Source organism: Moorella sp. E308F (assembly GCF_006538365.1).
In the GTDB taxonomy this organism is placed as follows: Bacteria; Bacillota; DSM-521; order Neomoorellales; family Neomoorellaceae; genus Neomoorella.
The window spans coordinates 998,713-1,016,499 of the sequence record NZ_BJKN01000001.1 but is presented as its reverse complement, the minus strand read 5'-3'; the positions used below and the strand labels follow the sequence as shown (position 1 = coordinate 1,016,499).

Here is a 17,787-nt window from a genome sequence, read left to right as displayed (position 1 = left end):
AACTGCCTTAGCCTTTTCACCCTGTCACTGACTCAGAATATTTCCTGCCAACCCCAGTTTATCGGCCTCAATTGCCGTTCCAGGAGCAATTTTAATTACATCGTCGCCTTCGCCATGTAAAAGGCGAGCCAGCCACTCCAGGCTACCTTGAATTTCATCCGGGATAAGATTAAAGATCGTGGCAAATAACCTGACAAACTGGCGATCTTCATCACCAGACTGTAGACCGGTATCAATATAAGTTACCCGCTTATAGGCCTTGAGCATCTCGCCTATAACCCAGCGGGCCGTTTCCTCACCATAAAGGGATAGGCAGCGCTGGTATTCAGTATAAGAGTTCTCACTAAAAGCGACCCAGCCGGGGCTGAAGTAGTAGGTGTAGCCCTTCAAAGTATCTTCCTGGCGGGCCTGGCAGGAACCCAGGAGGAGGTCAATGCAGTCATTGGCTCCAGGAAATACCAAGTCGCAGTACCTGGTTTTAAGACCGGCGATGCCATTACCACAAAGCCCGTACCCCAGGATAATCCTGCCGCGGTAACCCCCGGCTTCTAATTGATCAATATTTTCCTGGATGGTAGCCCGCAGCAGGTCCGGGGTCCGGTGCAGGCCCTGCTTTAAAAATATGGCTTCCTCTTCCCTTACCCCCAGGCTTTCCATTTCGTAACGCAACACTTCGCAGGCAATTATACGTCTGTCAAAGCTTCCTTTATTTTCTGGGCTCATAGCCTCCTCCTGAAATAATATTGTTCTGTTATCTCTCCCATTTATTTATAATATCCTCTACATTATCTTGCTGGGCAACCAGGTGATTATAGCCGGGAAGAGGGACAAGATAATCAAACTAATAACCTGGAGTGCTATGAAGGGAAAACACGCCCGGTACAACTGGGCCGTACTTATTTCTTTTGGTGCAATACCCCGGAGATAGAAAACGGCATAGGCGAATGGCGGTGAAAGGTAAGACATCTGGATCATTACGGCAAACAAAATCGCAAACCATATGGGATCAAAGCCCAGGGCATATACTACCGGCGTAAAAATGGGAACACCTATAAGCAAAACGCCGTAAGAATCAATAAACATACCCATAATATAAACGATAAACAGTATTACGGACAATATCAACCAGCGATTCATATTGAGTCCGTTAACAATGCTGGATATCACCTGGCCGCCTCCGAGGCCTAAAAAGACCGAAGTAAACATAGACGCCGTTAATATAATATACATAATCATCGCTGTCGTTTTCATAGTAGCAAAAGACGTTTCTTTTACCATTTGCCAGTTAAGCCGGTGATGAAGGGCGGCTATGAGCAGCGCGCCCACCGCCCCCAGGGCAGCTGCTTCCGTGGGTGTGGCCACTCCAAACAGGATAGAGCCCAGAACCATTAGAATGAGCCCCAAGGTCGGCAGGATGGATTTTATAGCCATGAATATTTTTTGTTGGCTGGTATATCTGCCTGCCTCTTCCGGCGCTATTGCCGGTCCTGATTTTGGCTTCAGAAGGCAGAGTACTAAAATATATATTATATAAAGGCCGGAAAGAACTAAACCGGCCCCAATACCCCCGGCAAAAAGTTTGCCGATGGAAATCTGGGCCTGGGCGCCGTAAATTATCAAGATAATACTGGGAGGAATGAGGGTGCCTAGGCACCCTGCCGCCATAATCGTCCCGGTTGCTAGTTCGGGGTTGTAACGGTGCTTTAACATGGACGGTAGGGCCAGCATGCCCATGACGGTGATGGAGGCACCGATAATCCCGGAGGCGGCCGCCAATAGGGTACAAATGACCACCGTAGTTATCGCCAGACCGCCCCTTAACCTGCCGAGAATCACGTACATAGATTCAAAAAGGTCATCGGCAGCCCCGGAACGCTCGAGAACGGCACCCATAAAGATAAACAATGGAATACTGGCATAAGCTATACTGGTTATCAAGTTGTTCGTTGAGCGCACAAAAAGATTGAGCACTCCAGGGTTACCCCACAATGTTGCTCCAAAAATTATTCCCAAACCACCCAGGGTAAATGCCAGGGGGTGACCCATAAAAAGAACAATTAAGAAAATAATCCCTACAACTAAAATTGTTTCTAACGGTGTCATTTAAATTTCTTCCCCTTTAATAACAAAAATTAGATCGCGAATCCATTTGGCCAAACCTTGCAATCCTAACAAGATGAAACTTATGGCAACCACAGTTTTCAAGGGGTAAAAAGGAGGCGCCCACATGGTATAAGTCGTCTCTTTTATTGACCAGGAATAAATTGCATGGAGGGAATACTTCCATATCATCACACCAACAAAAGTGAAGAAAATAATTGCAAACAGAAGCAAGTCAACAATAGCTTTCATCTTAGGCGAAAAGCGGCTGAACAATATATCGGTGCGAACATGTCCCCCTTCTTTAAGCACCCATGCCCCGCCGGTAATAAAATGGGCTCCATAAAGTAACACCACGACTTCCCAGGCCCAGGTGGTAGGTGAATGCAAAATATACCTTCTTATAACTTCAATGGTCTCCAAGCCAACCATTATGAGAATAAGGAAACTAAATAGTTTCCCTGTTTTTTCGCTAAGGAAATCAATTGCTTTTAGGACCTTAGCCAACTTACCAGTCATGCTTTTATAGCACCTCTTTAAATAAAATCGATTATAAGGCTGCCATGATTATCTCCAGTCATGGCAGCCCTGGAGGAACAGGATAGCAAGTTACTTCTTAGGTTGGTACCCCAATTGCTGCTCCGGCGTGAGGCCCCAGCCCCACCACCTGGCTATATCTTTATAGGGATACCAGTCTTCCATAAACTTATATAGGGATTGATAGACTTCTGCCGTCAGGCCGCCGTACTTTTTGATATCCTCCTGCTCAATCTGGTACATCTGTTCCCTTAGCTTAATCCATTGCTCATCATCCATCCTCAGGAACTGCATTTTGCCGCTCTTTTCCAGTTCCTTCATGGCGAGGGCGCTGCGGTACTGGCTGCGAGTCCAGTGCTTTAATTCGTCGGACTGGAAGGCCATTTCCACAATCTGCTGGAGATCTGGCGGCAGCTTGTTCCAAGCATCCTTGTTGACGACCACAGTGGTAATGAAGTGGACATTCCAGAAGTCAGGAAAGATACCATATTTGGCTACATCGGTCAGTCCTATACCCTTGTTCCAGTCTAGGTTACCAAACTCGGCCATATCTACAGCCCCCGTAGACATGGCAGTAAATACCTCTTCTAATGGCATGGTAATGGCCGCCACGCCGTTTTTCTCCAGCAGGCGCGGGTCGGAAGTCCTGAATTTCTTGCCCTTCATTTCTTCAATAGTCTTAAAGGGTTGATTGGCCATTAAGACTTCTGTGCCCCAGATCTCCACGGCTAGCAGTTTTAAATTAATCTTGTCAAAGGCCTTTTGCAGGAGATCCCAGCCGCCAGCCTCATACACCCAGACCCATTTATCATGGGCGTCCATGGTCAGGTTGCCGGTACCCAGTACCTGGAAGGCGTAGTCGATACCTTTGGCGTAGCTGGGCCAGCTGGATAGCATTTCAAAGACACCGTCGCCGACGGCCTGGAAGGCCTCCATACTGCTGGCAAAGGTTCCATTTGGGTGCACTTCGATTTTCAGGCGGCCATTGGTAGCCTTATAAATCTTTTCCGCCGTCTGTTTATTTTGTTCAAAGTCGCTCTGCCCGGTATTATGGATAACTTGCATACGCCATACAAACTCTGGTTGTTTGGCCATTGTCCCTGACGAGGATGAGCTTCCTGAAGTTGCGGAGCCCTGTCCTGATGTTGCCTGGTTACCACCGCAACCCGCTACCATCAGTGCCACAATTATTGCCAGTGCCACTATTAACAATACACGGTGCTTTCTCAACCAAATCCCTCCTTTTAAATATACTAAACCCCAACATTTTTAACCTTATTATCGTTCTCTCGGCCTTTTTGCACCCCCTCCTTTACTAAACCTCAATGTTAATGCCGGCAATTTAATCTAATTGAATGGGATACTTACCATACTTCTTAATAGCATCCCGCATGGCCAGGGCGTTTTCCTTTTTAGCGTAGCCGGGCAGACTGTTGGCACTGCTGCAGATGTATCCACCGCCCGGCGCCGCCACCCGGATGCGTTCTTTAACCTCGGCATCCACTTCTTCCGGTGTACCCATGGTCAGGGTATAGTCCAGGTCAATGTTGCCTACTAAGCAGACGCGGTGGCCATACTCCCGCTTCATCCTGCCAATATCCATGGCTGCCGGCTGGATGGGGTGAATGGCGCTCATCCCCAGAGTGAGCAGGTCGTCCATAACGGGAAAAAGGTTGCCGTCACTGTGGAAGATCCAGGGCTTTTTGATGGCCTGGGCCACCACTTTCATGTGGGGCAGGAAAAATTCCCGGAACATCTGTGGTGATACCCAAGGGCCACGGTTATCGGCTATATCATCGTTGGCCCAGAAGAAGTCGAAATCCATTTGATTTAAATGCTCGACGACCCGGGCCGACCACTCGGAAAAGCGCCGGTGGACTTCATGGACCAGCTTTGGATTGTCAAAAATGGCAAAGGAGAAGTGGTCCAGTCCCATGCTGTTAATGGTCGAAGCCGCGCCCAAGCGTATGCGGGCAAAGACGGCGTATTTGCCTTTGTATTTGGCAATCCATTCAGCCACCCGTTCGTACCGGGCCGGGTGATCGGGGTCGGGCAGGTATTCATCAAACAGCTTCAAGGATTCTTCATCCACCAGCAGGCCCTTTTCGATGAAGTTGCGCCCGCTGGCATCAACGCCCATTTTGGCGATCCAGGGTGGGAAGAAGTCAAAGGTTACCTTGTTGGGGAAGTAGTACTTCTCGTGGAAGGCATCGCCCCCCTGCATGGACTGGCCGGTACCGGCTTCCCCCCCGGTAGGATAATGATAGCCAAAACCATCCAGTCCCAGGACCTCACAGAGCTCGGTCGGTGTGAAGTCATCCCGGCCCATGATCTCTACCTGGAGGGGCTCCTCGACATCATTTTCCACAAAGGGCACCTGATCGGGCACCCCCCGGGCCAGGGCAGTTAATACCCTTTCCCGCGGTGTCATGGTCATACAGGTCACCTCCGTAAAATTTAAATTTGGTTTCGCCATCAGACCATCTTTACCCTTTGAACTATCCGGATACTTTTTTGCATATTTTTGACCATTGGGATCGTTTTCACAGTATCACTTTTCAGGCATATCTACTCCGGTAAGTTCCAGGCGTTACGCCAACCTCCCGTTTAAATACGCGGCTGAAATAGGTAACTTCATTAAAGCCTGTCGCTGTGGCTACTTCTTCGATAGTTTTCCCTTCCCGCAGCAAACGTTTGGCAGCTTCTATACGCACCAGGTTCAGGTATTCAATTACCGTCCGGCCCATTTCCTTTTTAAACAGGCGGCTCAAGTGGGCCGGGCTTAAATCAACAAAGACAGCTATATCTTCTAAACCTATACTCTGCCTGTAGTTGGTATTGATATAGGCCACAGCCTTTTCCACCGGCGGTGTCTGGCGGCTTTCCCGGGCGCGGTAGATCCGGTCCATAAATTCATCCAGGGTGCGCAGCAACCAGATGAAGCTCTCCTCAAGGGACAGAGTGGAAATTTTTTGCATACTGGCTGCACTTAAGTTTAAAATCTCTTCCGGCCTGGCGCCGCCGGCAGCAGCCGCCCGGGAAAGGATGGCCAGCAACTCCAGCAGGCGATATTTGATAATTTCGGCGCGGCCGATGTTGGTAAAAAGGATGTTCCCCAGGAGATTTTCCAGGATAGTCTCTGCCCCCAGCCGGTCCCCCAGGCGCACCCTGCTCGCCAGCTCATTTTCCAGATCCAGCTGGTAGCCGTTACCTTGCTCCCACGGGGCCCTTTCCACCAGCCAGTTCCAGAGGGACGGCCCTTTTAAAGGTCCTCTTTTTTCCTGTTGCCCGGTAGCTCCCAGGCTGCTCAGGCTGCTGGCTGCCACCCGGGCCGCCAGCTTCTTTAACAGTTCCGCTCCTTGCTGGACCTGGCGCGCCGGGACAACCCGTAATTTCTGGATGGCAGCCCTCAGTTCCCGGGGTGGTAGGCACAGGTCCGCCACCTGGTTAAATATCTCCTGCATGGCCTGCTCATCCAGTTCCCACATAATTGCTTGGCCGCAAATAATGGTTCCCAGGACCTGATCTTGCAATTTGATTGGTGCGGCCCAGTGAACCAGGCCGGCATGGCAAAAGAGGATACAGGGATCAATGAGTTCCACCGCCCGGCAGGCACGGCGGTAGGTTTCCCGGCAACGTTCGGCACCTTCTGTCACCGAGTTAACCAGCTGGCACAACCGGCAGTGATAGGTATAATCTTCGACGCCGATAACGGGTTCCATAGCTGTATCTAAAATTACCGCCCGTATCCCGGTGGCCTCGGTAAAAGAACTAAGCAGGCGCTTTAGAACGGCCGGGTCTGCCAGCTGTTGCAGGGATAACAAGCCCAAAACAGATCCCCCCCGACCTTTTTAATTTTTTATTTCGATAATTAACGACATAGTCCTGCATAAATTATTGCCAATTTTTGCTCAAATGATTCCGGCAAGAGCGCCTGTTTCTAACTCCATATTTAAAACAGGCGCAGTTGCTTATATTTCCCATCATCTGTTCCCTGCCTGCCTTTTGTCCTGCCGGGCCAAAATTTTTTCTCCAGGCACTCCGGAGGTATTTCCAGCAGGAAAGGAGAGGGCTGGGAAGGTACCTTTCTGCCAGCAATAGTCCTGCTGCGGGATGATACCAGGATCAATATATCCCGCGCCCGGGTAAGGCCGACGTAAAACAGGCGGCGTTCCTCGGCCAAAATTTCCCCGCTTCCCTGGGTAGGGCTCATCACTATAGAAGGCTCCACGTCAACATCTCCTCCATCATCCGGAGGAACGCCAGGGCGCTCTTTGATGGGCAACAATCCGTCTTCTACACCGGCTATAAAGACCACGGGAAACTCCAGCCCCTTGGCGGCATGGAGGGTCATCAGGCTTACTGCTTCGGGGGCAGTTACATTGTTGCCCCAGCGCTCATGGTCTGCTTCCTCGGCCAGGACGACCCCGCGCAGGAAGGCAGAAAGGTCGTTAAAACGCGCTGCCACCCGCATAAGGCGGTTCATGCTGGCCACTTCCTGGAGGTTATGCTCCTCAATCCAGCGGGCCAGGAGGCGCTCAGGAGGTTCCTGGCGCATTATGGTCCTCCAGGTCTCCACGGCATTCCTGAAGGCCAGCAAACCCTTCCCGGCTGCTGCCCCTGGCGACGCCTCGCCTGCCGTTAACCTTTCTATGGCCTGCCAGGCCGGGCAATGCATTTGCCTGGCTGTCTCCCGGACCAGGGCAATATCTCTTTTATCCTGGCCAAAGGGGCCCCCACCGAGGCAGCGATAAATATGGAAATCGTCTTCCGGGTTGACCAGGCACCAGCAAAAGGCCAGAGCCTCCCGGACCGGCCGGTCTTCCAGGAAGCTTTCGCGGCCTACCAGCCGGTAGGGTATCCCCTCCTTCAGGAAACATTCTTCCAGGGTCTCTAACTGGCGCCCCGTCCGGGCCAGGACGGCTATATCGGCAAAACCGAGGGCTTCTCCTTCCCTGCCCCCCGGGACTTCCACAGGTACCATGCCTCCCTGGCCGTGGGCCTGGAGCATGGTGGTGCCGCCTACCAGGCGGCCGATCTCCCTGACAATGGCGATGCCCTCAGCCATCTCACCGGGGACCTCCACGTGAAGGATCGGGGGCCCCTCCTCCTTTGCGGCGACAAGAACCTTGTCGCCCGGAAGTTTAAGGCCAGGATGCGGGTTATGGGCGATTACGGCCGCAGCCGCCCGGAGGATGGTGGGCGTGGAGCGATAATTGCGGGTTAGCCGGAAAACCCGTGCTGCCGGGAAGTCCTCCTGGAGCTGCCGGAAAAAACGGTTGCTGGCCCCGCGAAAGCCATAGATGGCCTGGTCGGGGTCGCCGATGACGAAGAGATTGCCGCCATCGCCGCTCCACAGCCTGATCAGCCGGTACTGGACCGGGTTGACGTCCTGGAATTCGTCAACGAGGAGGTAGGTAAACCGGGCCAGCAACCTTTTAACCTCCGGTGTGTCCTCCCCGGCAGCTATCCATCTCTCCAGCAAATCAACCGCCAGAAGCAGGAGATCATCGTAATCGAGGACACCGTATTCGGCCAGCCGCTCCTGGTAGGCGCTGTAAACTGGCCGCAGGTCTTCCGGGACGCCGGGGGATGAAGGAAGCAGGCCACGGCTTTTGAGAAGGGAAATCTGCCGCTGCAGCTTCAGGGCCCGGCGGGAGCCGCCTCTCCCGCTTTCCTGGAGGATTTCTGCCAGAATGCTCCTGGCGTCGCTCTCATCAAGGACGGTGGGCTGCTCCCGGCCGGCAAAGGCCGGAGCTATCGCCCGGTCCTGTTCCGGCCAGCACCGCAGCAGGTCATGGCAGATGCTGTGAAAGGTGCCAATGGTTAAATCCTCAATCCCCCCGGCCTCCTCCAACAGTTCAACCACACGCTGCCGGATTTCGGTGGCAGCTTTATTGGTAAAGGTGACGGCCGTAATCTGGCCGGGGGCAATGCCTCGCATCCCTATTAAGTAGGCCAGGCGGTGAACCAGGGTGCTGGTCTTACCCGTACCCGGGCCGGCCAGGACAATAACCGGCCCCTCTGCCGCGGTGACTGCCAGCCGCTGTTCCTCATTGAGGCCAGCCAGGGGAACGCCAGCGCCTGTTGCCGCCTTAACCGGAACAGGTTCACCACCGGCAGGGCCTGCCGGCTGGCCCGGGTCCGCCGCTATAGATGGCGTCACCCCTCCCCCTGCCGGCACGGCTAACCCCTCCGGAGCTGCCCGCCGCCTCGCCTGCGCTGTCACATCGCTGCCCTTTGCCGCTGCATTCTCCTTTACGGCCTTACCGAGTTTAGTCTTTTTCCCGGCTGTACTTGCCTGGCAGGTACTTGTAGCTGCTGCGGCAGCAATTTCCCCGGCTTCCCCAAACAGGCTGGCCTGCCCTACGAAATACTCCCTCTCCTCCGGCCGGATCAGCAGGATCCGGCCATACTCGCCATCAAAGCCCGGCTGCCTCTCTACCTCGCCGGCGCGCATGCGCCGGATGGCTTCAGCGACCGACGCCCCCGCCACCCGGGCGATGGCCTCCAGGGGAGCCTCCCGCAGCACTACCAGTTCCGGGCCCAGGCGGCGGAGCAGGTCAAAGTAAAGGGCGGCGACTTTTTTAGAAGCGGTACCCCTCCCCAGGGCCGACGCCAGCACCTCCGGCAGGGGAACCAGGCTCTCGTAAGGGCGGGCGCCCTGCGGGCGAACACCCTCTTCCCGGTCGGCCAGTACCTCCACCCGGTGCAGCACGCCAACGGTCACCTTGCGGCCGCAGACGGGGCACACTCCACCTGCCGCCCGCGTCCGGGCCGGCGGCCAGCAGATATTACAGGCCCGATGGCCGTCATAGTGATACTTGCCTTCCTCGGGGAAGAACTCCAGCGTTCCCAGGAAATTGGCCGCTTCCCTTTCCTGCAGGGCCCGGCGGATGGCCGGGTAGGAAAGCTCGGTGTTGAAGATGTTGGCCTCCCTGGCCAGGTGGCGAGGAGAATGGGCATCGGAATTGGAAACCAGGGTAAGGCGGTCCAGGGCGGAAAGGCGCCAGTTCATGGGCGGGTCGGAGGAAAGGCCCGTTTCCACGGCGTAGATGTAACCGGCCAGGTCCTCAAAACACTCTTCCATACTGTCAAACCCCGAGTTGGCGCCGAAGAGGGAGAAATGGGGGGTCCAGATATGGGCCGGGATAAAGATGGCCTGCGGGCAGGCCTCGAGGGTCATCTCCAGGAGCCGGCGGCTGTCCAGGCCGAGGATAGGCCGGCCGTCAGAATGAAGGTTGCCGATCCCTTCCAGGCGGCGGCTGAGGGCTTCCGCTGCCTCAAGATCGGGCAGGAGGATGAGGTGGTGGACTTTACGGGTGCGCCCGCCTTTTTTATAGATGGTGCTGATCTCCCCGCTGATGATAAAGCGCACCACAGGGTGTCCGTCAGCGTCAACGGGAACATAACTTGAGTAACCTTTAGGGAAGTAGCCGCCCAGGTTGCAACCCTTATGACCTAAAAGCGGCAGCCCAGAGGAAGTATCTTCCTCTACCGCCCGGCAGAATTCCTCCTTCAGGCGGTAAAGGCCCTCCTCCGCCAGCTCCAGCTTATTTTTCAGCTCCTCCCGCCAGGCCGGGTGGGTAAAATCGCCGCTGCCCACCAGGGTCACGCCTTTATAAACAGCGTAGCGGTAAAAGTTCTCCGGCGTGGCATCCCTGCTGGTGGCCCGGGAGTAACGGGAGTGGACGTGGAGATCGGCGATAAAATGCAACATTATCACCCATAATAATTGATTTTGGCACCTGTCCTGCTACCTCACAGGCAGAATTAAAATCATTTATCGGTAAGTTGTTGTCAGAGTACACTTACCGGCCGTATAATAGTAAGTAAGAAAATGATTTGGAGGAAATGAAATGGATCAAGCCATCATAAAAATTTCCAGTAAGCGCCAAATAACCATACCTGCCGCCATTTATAAAAAGCTTGGTATCCAGCCGGGACAAAAATTATTGTTGGAAGTACATGGGGATAAGCTTATCATATGGCCCAAAACTAAAAGTTATACTGAATTGCTGGCCGGATCATTAAAGGGTATCTACGGACAAACCAAAGAAGAGATAGACGTCTATGTCGGGAAGGAACGCGAAACATGGGAAAAGACGCCTTCTTAAACAAGATTGCCGGTTTCCAGCGCTTACTCCTCGATACAAGTACCATAATCTATTTTTTGCAGGGTATTAGCCCTTACGATACTATCTTAAATCCTTTATTTGGCCTTTTTGAACAACAAAATCTAGAAGCTGTCATTTCTGTAATTACCGAAACAGAACTCCTGGTTGGGCCTCTAAAGCAAGATAATCAAGAAGCGCTAACTATGGTAAAATTATTCCTGGACGATTTTCCAGGCCTCAAGGTAATCCCCATTTCGCGCCAGATTGGCCAAATGGCTGCAGCCATCCGGGCAAAAACAAACTTGCGTCTTCCTGACGCCCTTATTATTGCCACAGCAAAAACAGCCGGGTGTGGGGCAATTATCGGTAATGATCGTACCTGGTCTAAAATTAATACAGCGGTAGCAACTATACCGGAAGTAATTCTACTTGACCTCTATGTCGATGGTTGATAAAACCTTGTCCTGCCGTTACCGGGATGCGGCAGCTCGCCTCAATTTACCCGGCTTGTAGCCGTAGTTCCAGGATAGCGTCGCGGAGTTCGGCAGCGCGTTCAAAATCCAGTTGTTTGGCAGCAGCGCGCATCTCTTTCTCCAGCTGGCTAATCAGGGATTGCAGCTCCCGTTTACTAAAGTGGCCCTTCTTCTTTTTCTTAGCCTGAGATTGGCTCGCCTGGTACCTGGCCGGCTCCTCGACCACCGCTGTTTCAATAATATCCCGCACCGGTTTGCTGACGGTCCGGGGGGTAATGTCGTGCCGGCGGTTGTACTCAATTTGTATCTGGCGGCGGCGGTTGGTTTCATCTATGGCCCGCCGCATGGAGGCGGTAATGGTATCAGCGTACATGATGACCTGGCCGTTGGCGTTGCGAGCGGCCCGGCCGATGGTCTGGATCAGGGAGCGCTCCGAACGCAGGAAGCCTTCCTTGTCGGCATCCAGAATGGCCACCAGGGAAACCTCCGGCAGGTCCAGCCCCTCCCGCAGCAGGTTGATCCCCACCAGGACATCAAAAACCCCCAGGCGCAGGTCACGGATGATCTCCATCCGCTCAATGGCGCCGATATCGGAGTGCATGTAACGCACCTTGATGCCCACTTCGCGCAGGTAATCGGTTAGATCCTCGGCCATGCGCTTGGTCAGGGTCGTCACCAGGACGCGCTCATTTCGAGCCACCCGCTTATTTATCTCGCCCACCAGGTCGTCAATCTGCCCCTTTACAGGCCGCACCAGGACCTCGGGATCCACCAGGCCGGTGGGCCGAATGATCTGCTCCACTACCTGCTGGGAGTGTTCCAGTTCATAGGGACCCGGCGTCGCTGAGACATAGATTACCTGCTTAATGCGCTGGCAGAACTCCTCAAAGGTCAGGGGCCGGTTGTCCAGGGCCGAGGGCAAACGAAAGCCATAATCTACCAGAGTCTGCTTGCGGGAACGGTCGCCTTCATACATACCGCCGATCTGGGGCACGGTGATATGGGACTCATCAATGATCAACAGGAAATCGTCGGGAAAGTAATCCAGCAGGGTATAGGGCGGCTCCCCAGGCGCCCGGCCGGTCAGGTGGCGGGAATAGTTTTCGATGCCTTTACAAAAGCCAACTTCCCGCATCATCTCCAGGTCAAACCGGGTCCGCTGCTCCAGGCGCTGGGCCTCTAAAAGCTTTCCCTGTCGCCGCAGTTCCTGCAGGCGTTCCTCCAGTTCGGCCTCAATGCTTTTTAACGCCCGCTCCATCTTGCTTTCTTCCACCACATAGTGGCTGGCCGGGAAGATGGCCACGTGGCGGCGCCGGGCCAGGATTTCTCCCGTCAGGGTGTCGATTTCCAGCAGGCGTTCGATTTCATCGCCGAACATTTCCACCCGTACGGCCTTTTCATGATAGGAAGCCGGGAAAATCTCTATAACGTCGCCGTGGACGCGGAAAGTACCCCGCTTGAAATCGTAGTCGTTGCGGCTGTACTGGATGTCCACCAGCTTCCGCAAAATGGCATCGCGGTCGTATTCCTGGCCCTCCCGTAAGGAAAGCATCAGGGTGCTGTAGTCCTCCGGCGAACCCAGGCCGTAGATACAGGAGACGCTGGCCACAATGATGACGTCCCGCCGCTCAAAAAGGGCGGCGGTAGCCGAGTGGCGCAACTTGTCGATCTCGTCGTTGATGGAGCTGTCCTTTTCGATATAGGTATCCGTCTGGGGTACATAGGCCTCCGGCTGGTAATAGTCATAGTAGCTGACAAAATACTCGACGGCGTTGTCGGGAAAAAACTCCTTGAACTCGCCGCAGAGCTGGGCCGCCAGGGTCTTGTTAGGGGCCAGGACCAGGGTGGGCCGCTGCACGGCCTGGATGACCTGGGCCATGGTGTAGGTCTTGCCGGTACCCGTCGCCCCCAGCAGGGTCTGGTGGCGGTAGCCTTTCTGCAACCCTTCCACCAGGGCGGCAATGGCCTGGGGCTGGTCGCCCCGCGGCTGGTAATCTGACTTCAGGATAAAGGGCGGCATGGCGCTTCCCCCTTCCGGGAGCTATTATAACACAGCGGCCCGGGGTATACTACCCAGGCCGATCATACTGTGTCGAGGGTATATTGTGACAGTCATTTTTAGCGTTCATAGGAAGCTACCAGGATTATCCCTTCCCGGCTCGCTAATTCCGAAGCCGATGGGTGAATCAGGTAGCCGAACATTACTTTTAGTATTTCGCCCTCGAGTGATGCTCGTACCCTGGCCACCTTACGGGCAAAGGCTTTTATTTCCCGGCTGTAGATGCGTGCCTTTACCTCGCCAATCACCGTCACCGGTCGCCCAGCTTTTGTCCCGGAGCCAAAAAGATCGATTTCCACCGGTTCGCCGCCGACGTCTACATATTTCCTGGTAAGCTTATCTATCTTTACACCCTGGTTACGTTCCAGATAACCTGGTAGGCAAACTCTGGCTATATCCTCCAGGCCAAAACCCATAGTAGCGGAAAGGGAACCCACCTGACGCGCCAGCTGCTGCAATTCCGTTTCCGTTCGTTGCTGGGCCTCGGCCAACTCCTCCATCCTTGCCTCGGTGCGCTTTTGCGCTTCGGCCAGCTCCTCTAATCTTGCCTCAGTGCGGCTCTGGGCCTCGGCCAGCTCCTCCATCCTTGCCTCGGTGCGCTTCTGCGCTTCGGCCAGCTCCTTTAATCTTACCTCAGTACGGCTCTGGGCCTCGGCCAGCTCTTCTAATTTATATTCGGTACGCTTCTGCGCTTCGGCCAATTCTTTGACTACATCTTTGAGATCATCGAAATCTGCACGGGTAACCTTGATTTCCGCCATGCGCTGATCAACTATAGCTATAATGGCATGGTATAATTCCGGAGTTATACCTCTAAATTCCGTTGCCATCGCGTCTAACCCCCTTTCTTTAACTCGGCAGCCCTCCCGGCACGCCTTTTTCGTAACAACCGGCGACTCTGTCCATGATAACTCAAATTTCTCCTGCCCTGGTTCTATTATACCTCAACAAATTGCCTTTTTTATCTAATCATACCTACTCACACGACTTTTTATAATACCATTGTTCTGCCCCCGCCGGTAGACGACGGCCGACCCTTATTCAATGCTATATCTACGGTTCATACGTCCACACTAACGGCCATCTCGCTTTCTTAAGCTTCCTCCCCTTCACCCTTCAGCACCCCCAGGGGCTGCAGCCTGACCACCGGCCGGGTCAGGCCGGCTTCCGCCAGGGTAGCGACAACTACATCGATATCTTTATAGGCCAGGGGCGCTTCATCTTTTAAGAATTTAATATCCCGGGCAGCGACAACGACACCGCCGAGCTGGTTCAATAAATCCTCCCGAGAAAATTCCTGCCGGGCTTTTTTCCGGGACATAACCCGACCGGCGCCGTGGTTGACCGAGCAGAAAGTCTTCCCTATTGCGCTGGTCCCTACCACTACATAGGAGGCGGTGCCCATGCTCCCCGGGATAATAGCCGGGTGGCCCGTCGCCAGGTAACAGCGGGGATTACCCTCATGCCCTGCGGGCAGGGCCCGGGTCGCCCCCTTGCGGTGGACTAAAAGCCACCTGGCGCCGTGCTTTTCTCTTTTGGCAATGTTATGGGCCACGTCATAGAGAAGGTCCAGGCCCAGTTCTTCCTCCGGCTTTTTTAAAACTTCAACAAAGGCTTCCCGGACAAAGTGGGTAATGAGCTGGCGATTGGCAAAAGCATAATTGGCAGCCAGGGCCATGGCCTTGAGGTAATTCTGGCCGTCGCGCGAATGGATGGGGGCGCAAGCCAGGCCCTTGACCGGCGCCCGGGTGCCGTTTCGTTCCGCATTGGCCCACATGAGGTTGCTGTAATCGGTGCAAATCTGGTGGCCCAGGCCCCGGCTGCCGGTATGGATTAAAACGTAGAGGCGGTCCTTATAGAGCCCAAACCTGACGGCCGTATCCTCCTCCAGAACGGCCGCCACCTTACCGATTTCCACAAAGTGATTGCCGCCGCCGATGGTGGCCAGCTGGTCGGCCCGCTCCCGCGCCGCCCTGCTCACGGCAGCCACGTCGGCACCCGGGAGGCAACCGCCGTCTTCTATTCTCTCCCTATCTTCCCGGCGGCCAAAACCCTCCTGGATGAAGTACCCGGCACCGTCGGCGGCAACGGCTTCTAAATCGGCCCGACGCAGTTCTTTGACCCGGCTTGCGCACCCCACCCCCGCCGGTACTCTCCGGGCAATCGCCGCCAGCAACCTGGATATTATGTCACCACCTGCAGCCGCGGCCGGGATCCTGGTAGTCAATAAACGCACGCCGCAGTTGATGTCCATTCCCACCGCCCCTGCGGAGACGACGCCGCGCTCATAGTCGGCAGCCATCACCCCGCCGATGGGCAATCCGTAGCCGGTATGGATATCGGGCATGCCGATTACCGGCCCCACTACCCCGGGTAAAAGGGAGGCATTATAAAGCTGCTCGAGGGCTTCAGTTTCCGTAAAGGCGGATAGGAGTTTTTCATTCAGGTAAATATGAATCGCTACCGGGCTGTCTTCCCAGCGATATACATAACAATTTAGAGCTACTCTTTTGAGCTTTTCCTTCATGGTAACCTTCACCACTGGCCATACTGCACTGCTCCCGGCTAACCGACCTCACGACTATCCCGGTACTTTATTCGACTACCTGAATACCTAAAACGCTCTGCATCTGTTCCAGGGCAAATCCATGCGCGGCAGGGTCGAAGGAGGCCATGCCCCGAGCAAAGGCTTTAACAGGGATATCGCGATTGGCCAGTTCTTCCGCCGTAAAGAAGCAGCATATGTTAGTACACACGCCCACCAGATCGACCTGGCTCACCTTTTCCTTAAAGCTGCCCGTCACCAGCCCCAACCAGGCGTCTAAATCCGTGTTAAAGAAAGCGCTATAGCGGTTCTTCTTGAGCAATTTAATCTGCCCTGTCTTCTCATAAGGGGCAATTAGCGCCTGTAACTCAGGAATCAGGGCCTGGCCGGGGGTTCCTTCTAAACAATGGGGCGGGAATTTTTGAAATTCGGCATCACCGGGGACATGGGAGTCCAGGGTAAAAAGCACTTCCCGGCCCTGGGACAGGGCTTCTTTCACTTTGCCTGTTATGAAAGGTATTATTTCCCTGGCAGCGGGAAAACTTAAAGCCCCACCTTCGGCGACAAAATCATTCTGCATATCGATGACAAAAAGGATGCGGCGCATATCAGTTTTCCTCCTCCCTGTTCCGGTTATAAAAAAGGGGCACCTTCTCAATTATAACATGTGCCCCCTGGGAAGTCTTTTTTCTTCCAACTCCGTTATCTGACCTGCCACCGGTCAGTAGTTTTCGAGATGCCGTCCGTTATATGACCTATTTCTCCAGCACCTCCAGCGCCTTCTGCAACTGTACATCCCGCTCCAGGTCAGGAGCGTGGGCCAGGACCTGCTGTTCCAGCTGGGGGTCCATGGGTACTACGTAATCAGGGGTAATCCCCTTCTTATTTATATCATGCTTGCCCGGTGTCAGGTATTTGTGAGTAGTTATCTTCACCGCGGCACCGCCGGGTAAGGGGAAGATCGTCTGTACTATACCTTTACCAAAAGTCGTCTCGCCCACCAGGGTGCCGCTGCCCGTATCCTTGATGGCTCCGGCCACAATCTCCGCCGCGCTAGCGCTGCCTTTATTCACCAGGACCGCCAGGGGCAGGGGTTTAGCATACCCCCGGGCCATAAGAGCCTCGGTATTTTTCTGGTCGGCGATATAAACCACCGGCCCCTCAGCCACAAAATAGCTGGCTACGTCGACGGCAGCGGGCAGGGCGCCGCCGGGGTTATTGCGCAAATCCAGAACTAACTTCTGCATCCCCTGCCGGCGCAGCTCGTCCAGCTGCCGCCCCAGGTCGCCGGCCGTCTGTTCATTGAACATGGTCAGGCTGATATAACCAATGCTGGGATGGCCGGGAAGTATTTTGCCATCCACCGTCGGTACCTTGATAATCTCCCGGGTCAGGGTTACCTTGCGGGGATTAGTCTCGCCTGCTGAAAGGATAGTGAGTTCTACCTTGGTACCCGGTTGTCCCTGCATCAGGTTGGCGGCCGTCTCCAGGTCCATACCGGTAGTATCGCGGCCGTCGATTGCTATGATATAATCCCGGCTTTTAATCCCCGCCCGCTGGGCCGGCGTACCCTTAAAAGGAGAAACCACCATCAACCTCTTATCTTTCTCATCCAGGGTGATAAGAAGGCCGACGCCGCCGTAACTGCCGCTAACGCTTTCCTGGAGGTGCCGGTAGGTATTAGCGTCAAGATATGTAGAATAAGGGTCATCAAGGGCATCCACCATGCCCCTGATGGCCCCTTCCATAAGCTTGTCCGTATTGATGGGCTCCAAGGCCTGGAAGCGCAGCAAGGTATAGGTCTTAACCAGCTGCTGAACTTCCTGGAAGTGGGTGACCACTCCAAACCCCAGGGTCAAGGTGACAAGGACACAGAGAGACACTAACCCGCTCTTTACCTGCCGCCAAATCCTTGGCAAGCCAACCACCGCCTGCTTTTTAACTTTACTTTAATCC

Annotated in this window: 14 protein-coding genes; 2 read left to right on the top strand and 12 right to left on the bottom strand. The window is 54.4% G+C overall.

All coding sequences use genetic code 11. The features are described 5' to 3' along the window. Window positions 1–24: 24 nt before the first annotated feature. The 7 genes from E308F_RS05070 to E308F_RS05040 all read right to left on the bottom strand — a co-directional run bounded on the left by E308F_RS05070 (window position 25) and on the right by E308F_RS05040 (window position 10,357). The gene (locus E308F_RS05070; RefSeq protein WP_141263826.1) at window positions 25–723 is read right to left on the bottom strand and encodes a DUF1638 domain-containing protein; all 699 of its coding nucleotides are present in this window, start codon (window positions 721–723) and stop codon (window positions 25–27) included. Between the two features lie 57 nt (window positions 724–780). Continuing rightward, on the bottom strand, window positions 781–2,103 hold the full coding sequence (locus E308F_RS05065; RefSeq protein ID WP_141263825.1) for a TRAP transporter large permease: 1,323 nt from the start codon (window positions 2,101–2,103) through the stop codon (window positions 781–783). Then, a complete protein-coding gene (locus tag E308F_RS05060) occupies window positions 2,104–2,619 on the bottom strand; it encodes a TRAP transporter small permease subunit (RefSeq protein ID WP_141263824.1) in 516 nt (171 codons plus the stop codon). A 90-nt stretch (window positions 2,620–2,709) separates the two neighbouring features. After that, complete coding sequence (dctP, locus tag E308F_RS05055) at window positions 2,710–3,867, bottom strand: TRAP transporter substrate-binding protein DctP (protein WP_141263823.1); 1,158 nt, start codon at window positions 3,865–3,867, stop codon at window positions 2,710–2,712. 112 nt (window positions 3,868–3,979) lie between these two features. Then, window positions 3,980–5,074 carry a uroporphyrinogen decarboxylase family protein gene (locus tag E308F_RS05050; RefSeq protein ID WP_172613830.1) on the bottom strand — a complete coding sequence of 365 codons (1,095 nt, stop codon included), beginning with the start codon at window positions 5,072–5,074 and terminating at the stop codon, window positions 3,980–3,982. Window positions 5,075–5,195: 121 nt separating this feature from the next. After that, the gene (locus tag E308F_RS05045; protein WP_141263821.1) at window positions 5,196–6,467 is read right to left on the bottom strand and encodes a PocR ligand-binding domain-containing protein; all 1,272 of its coding nucleotides are present in this window, start codon (window positions 6,465–6,467) and stop codon (window positions 5,196–5,198) included. A 122-nt stretch (window positions 6,468–6,589) separates the two neighbouring features. Then, window positions 6,590–10,357, bottom strand: coding sequence for a UvrD-helicase domain-containing protein (locus tag E308F_RS05040; RefSeq protein ID WP_172613829.1), 3,768 nt, complete (start codon window positions 10,355–10,357; stop codon window positions 6,590–6,592). Between the two features lie 139 nt (window positions 10,358–10,496). Here E308F_RS05040 and E308F_RS05035 point away from each other — a divergent pair, with 139 nt between their 5' ends. After that, window positions 10,497–10,754, top strand: coding sequence for an AbrB/MazE/SpoVT family DNA-binding domain-containing protein (locus E308F_RS05035; protein WP_141263820.1), 258 nt, complete (start codon window positions 10,497–10,499; stop codon window positions 10,752–10,754). Next, a complete protein-coding gene (locus E308F_RS05030) occupies window positions 10,733–11,206 on the top strand; it encodes a type II toxin-antitoxin system VapC family toxin (protein WP_141263819.1) in 474 nt (157 codons plus the stop codon). Before E308F_RS05035 ends, E308F_RS05030 begins: the two co-directional genes overlap by 22 nt. 46 nt (window positions 11,207–11,252) lie before the next feature. Here the strand turns inward: E308F_RS05030 and uvrB are convergent, their stop codons facing one another. From uvrB to E308F_RS05005, 5 genes are all read right to left on the bottom strand, one after another. Beyond that, window positions 11,253–13,247: an excinuclease ABC subunit UvrB gene (gene uvrB, locus E308F_RS05025; RefSeq protein WP_141263818.1), complete on the bottom strand. Its 1,995-nt coding sequence runs from the start codon at window positions 13,245–13,247 to the stop codon at window positions 11,253–11,255. A gap of 98 nt (window positions 13,248–13,345) precedes the next feature. Then, window positions 13,346–14,116, bottom strand: a complete 771-nt coding sequence (locus E308F_RS05020) for a hypothetical protein (RefSeq protein WP_141263817.1) — start codon at window positions 14,114–14,116, stop codon at window positions 13,346–13,348. 263 nt (window positions 14,117–14,379) lie between these two features. Then, window positions 14,380–15,825 carry an RtcB family protein gene (locus tag E308F_RS05015; RefSeq protein ID WP_253260394.1) on the bottom strand — a complete coding sequence of 482 codons (1,446 nt, stop codon included), beginning with the start codon at window positions 15,823–15,825 and terminating at the stop codon, window positions 14,380–14,382. Between the two features lie 55 nt (window positions 15,826–15,880). Then, entirely contained in the window at window positions 15,881–16,438 is a 558-nt protein-coding gene (locus E308F_RS05010; protein ID WP_141263816.1) for a cysteine hydrolase family protein, read from the bottom strand. A 148-nt stretch (window positions 16,439–16,586) separates the two neighbouring features. Further along, window positions 16,587–17,759: a S41 family peptidase gene (locus tag E308F_RS05005; protein WP_253260393.1), complete on the bottom strand. Its 1,173-nt coding sequence runs from the start codon at window positions 17,757–17,759 to the stop codon at window positions 16,587–16,589. Between the last annotated feature and the right edge of the window lie 28 nt (window positions 17,760–17,787).

Coding starts and splice junctions, on each gene's coding strand:
- E308F_RS05035 (WP_141263820.1), top strand. CDS start 10,497: ATGGATCAAGCCATCATAAAAATTTCCAGTAAGCGCCAAATAACCATA.
- E308F_RS05040 (WP_172613829.1), bottom strand. CDS start 10,357: ATGTTGCATTTTATCGCCGATCTCCACGTCCACTCCCGTTACTCCCGG.
- E308F_RS05070 (WP_141263826.1), bottom strand. CDS start 723: ATGAGCCCAGAAAATAAAGGAAGCTTTGACAGACGTATAATTGCCTGC.
- E308F_RS05060 (WP_141263824.1), bottom strand. CDS start 2,619: ATGACTGGTAAGTTGGCTAAGGTCCTAAAAGCAATTGATTTCCTTAGC.
- E308F_RS05065 (WP_141263825.1), bottom strand. CDS start 2,103: ATGACACCGTTAGAAACAATTTTAGTTGTAGGGATTATTTTCTTAATT.
- uvrB (WP_141263818.1), bottom strand. CDS start 13,247: ATGCCGCCCTTTATCCTGAAGTCAGATTACCAGCCGCGGGGCGACCAG.
- E308F_RS05010 (WP_141263816.1), bottom strand. CDS start 16,438: ATGCGCCGCATCCTTTTTGTCATCGATATGCAGAATGATTTTGTCGCC.
- E308F_RS05030 (WP_141263819.1), top strand. CDS start 10,733: ATGGGAAAAGACGCCTTCTTAAACAAGATTGCCGGTTTCCAGCGCTTA.
- E308F_RS05050 (WP_172613830.1), bottom strand. CDS start 5,074: ATGACCATGACACCGCGGGAAAGGGTATTAACTGCCCTGGCCCGGGGG.
- E308F_RS05020 (WP_141263817.1), bottom strand. CDS start 14,116: ATGGCAACGGAATTTAGAGGTATAACTCCGGAATTATACCATGCCATT.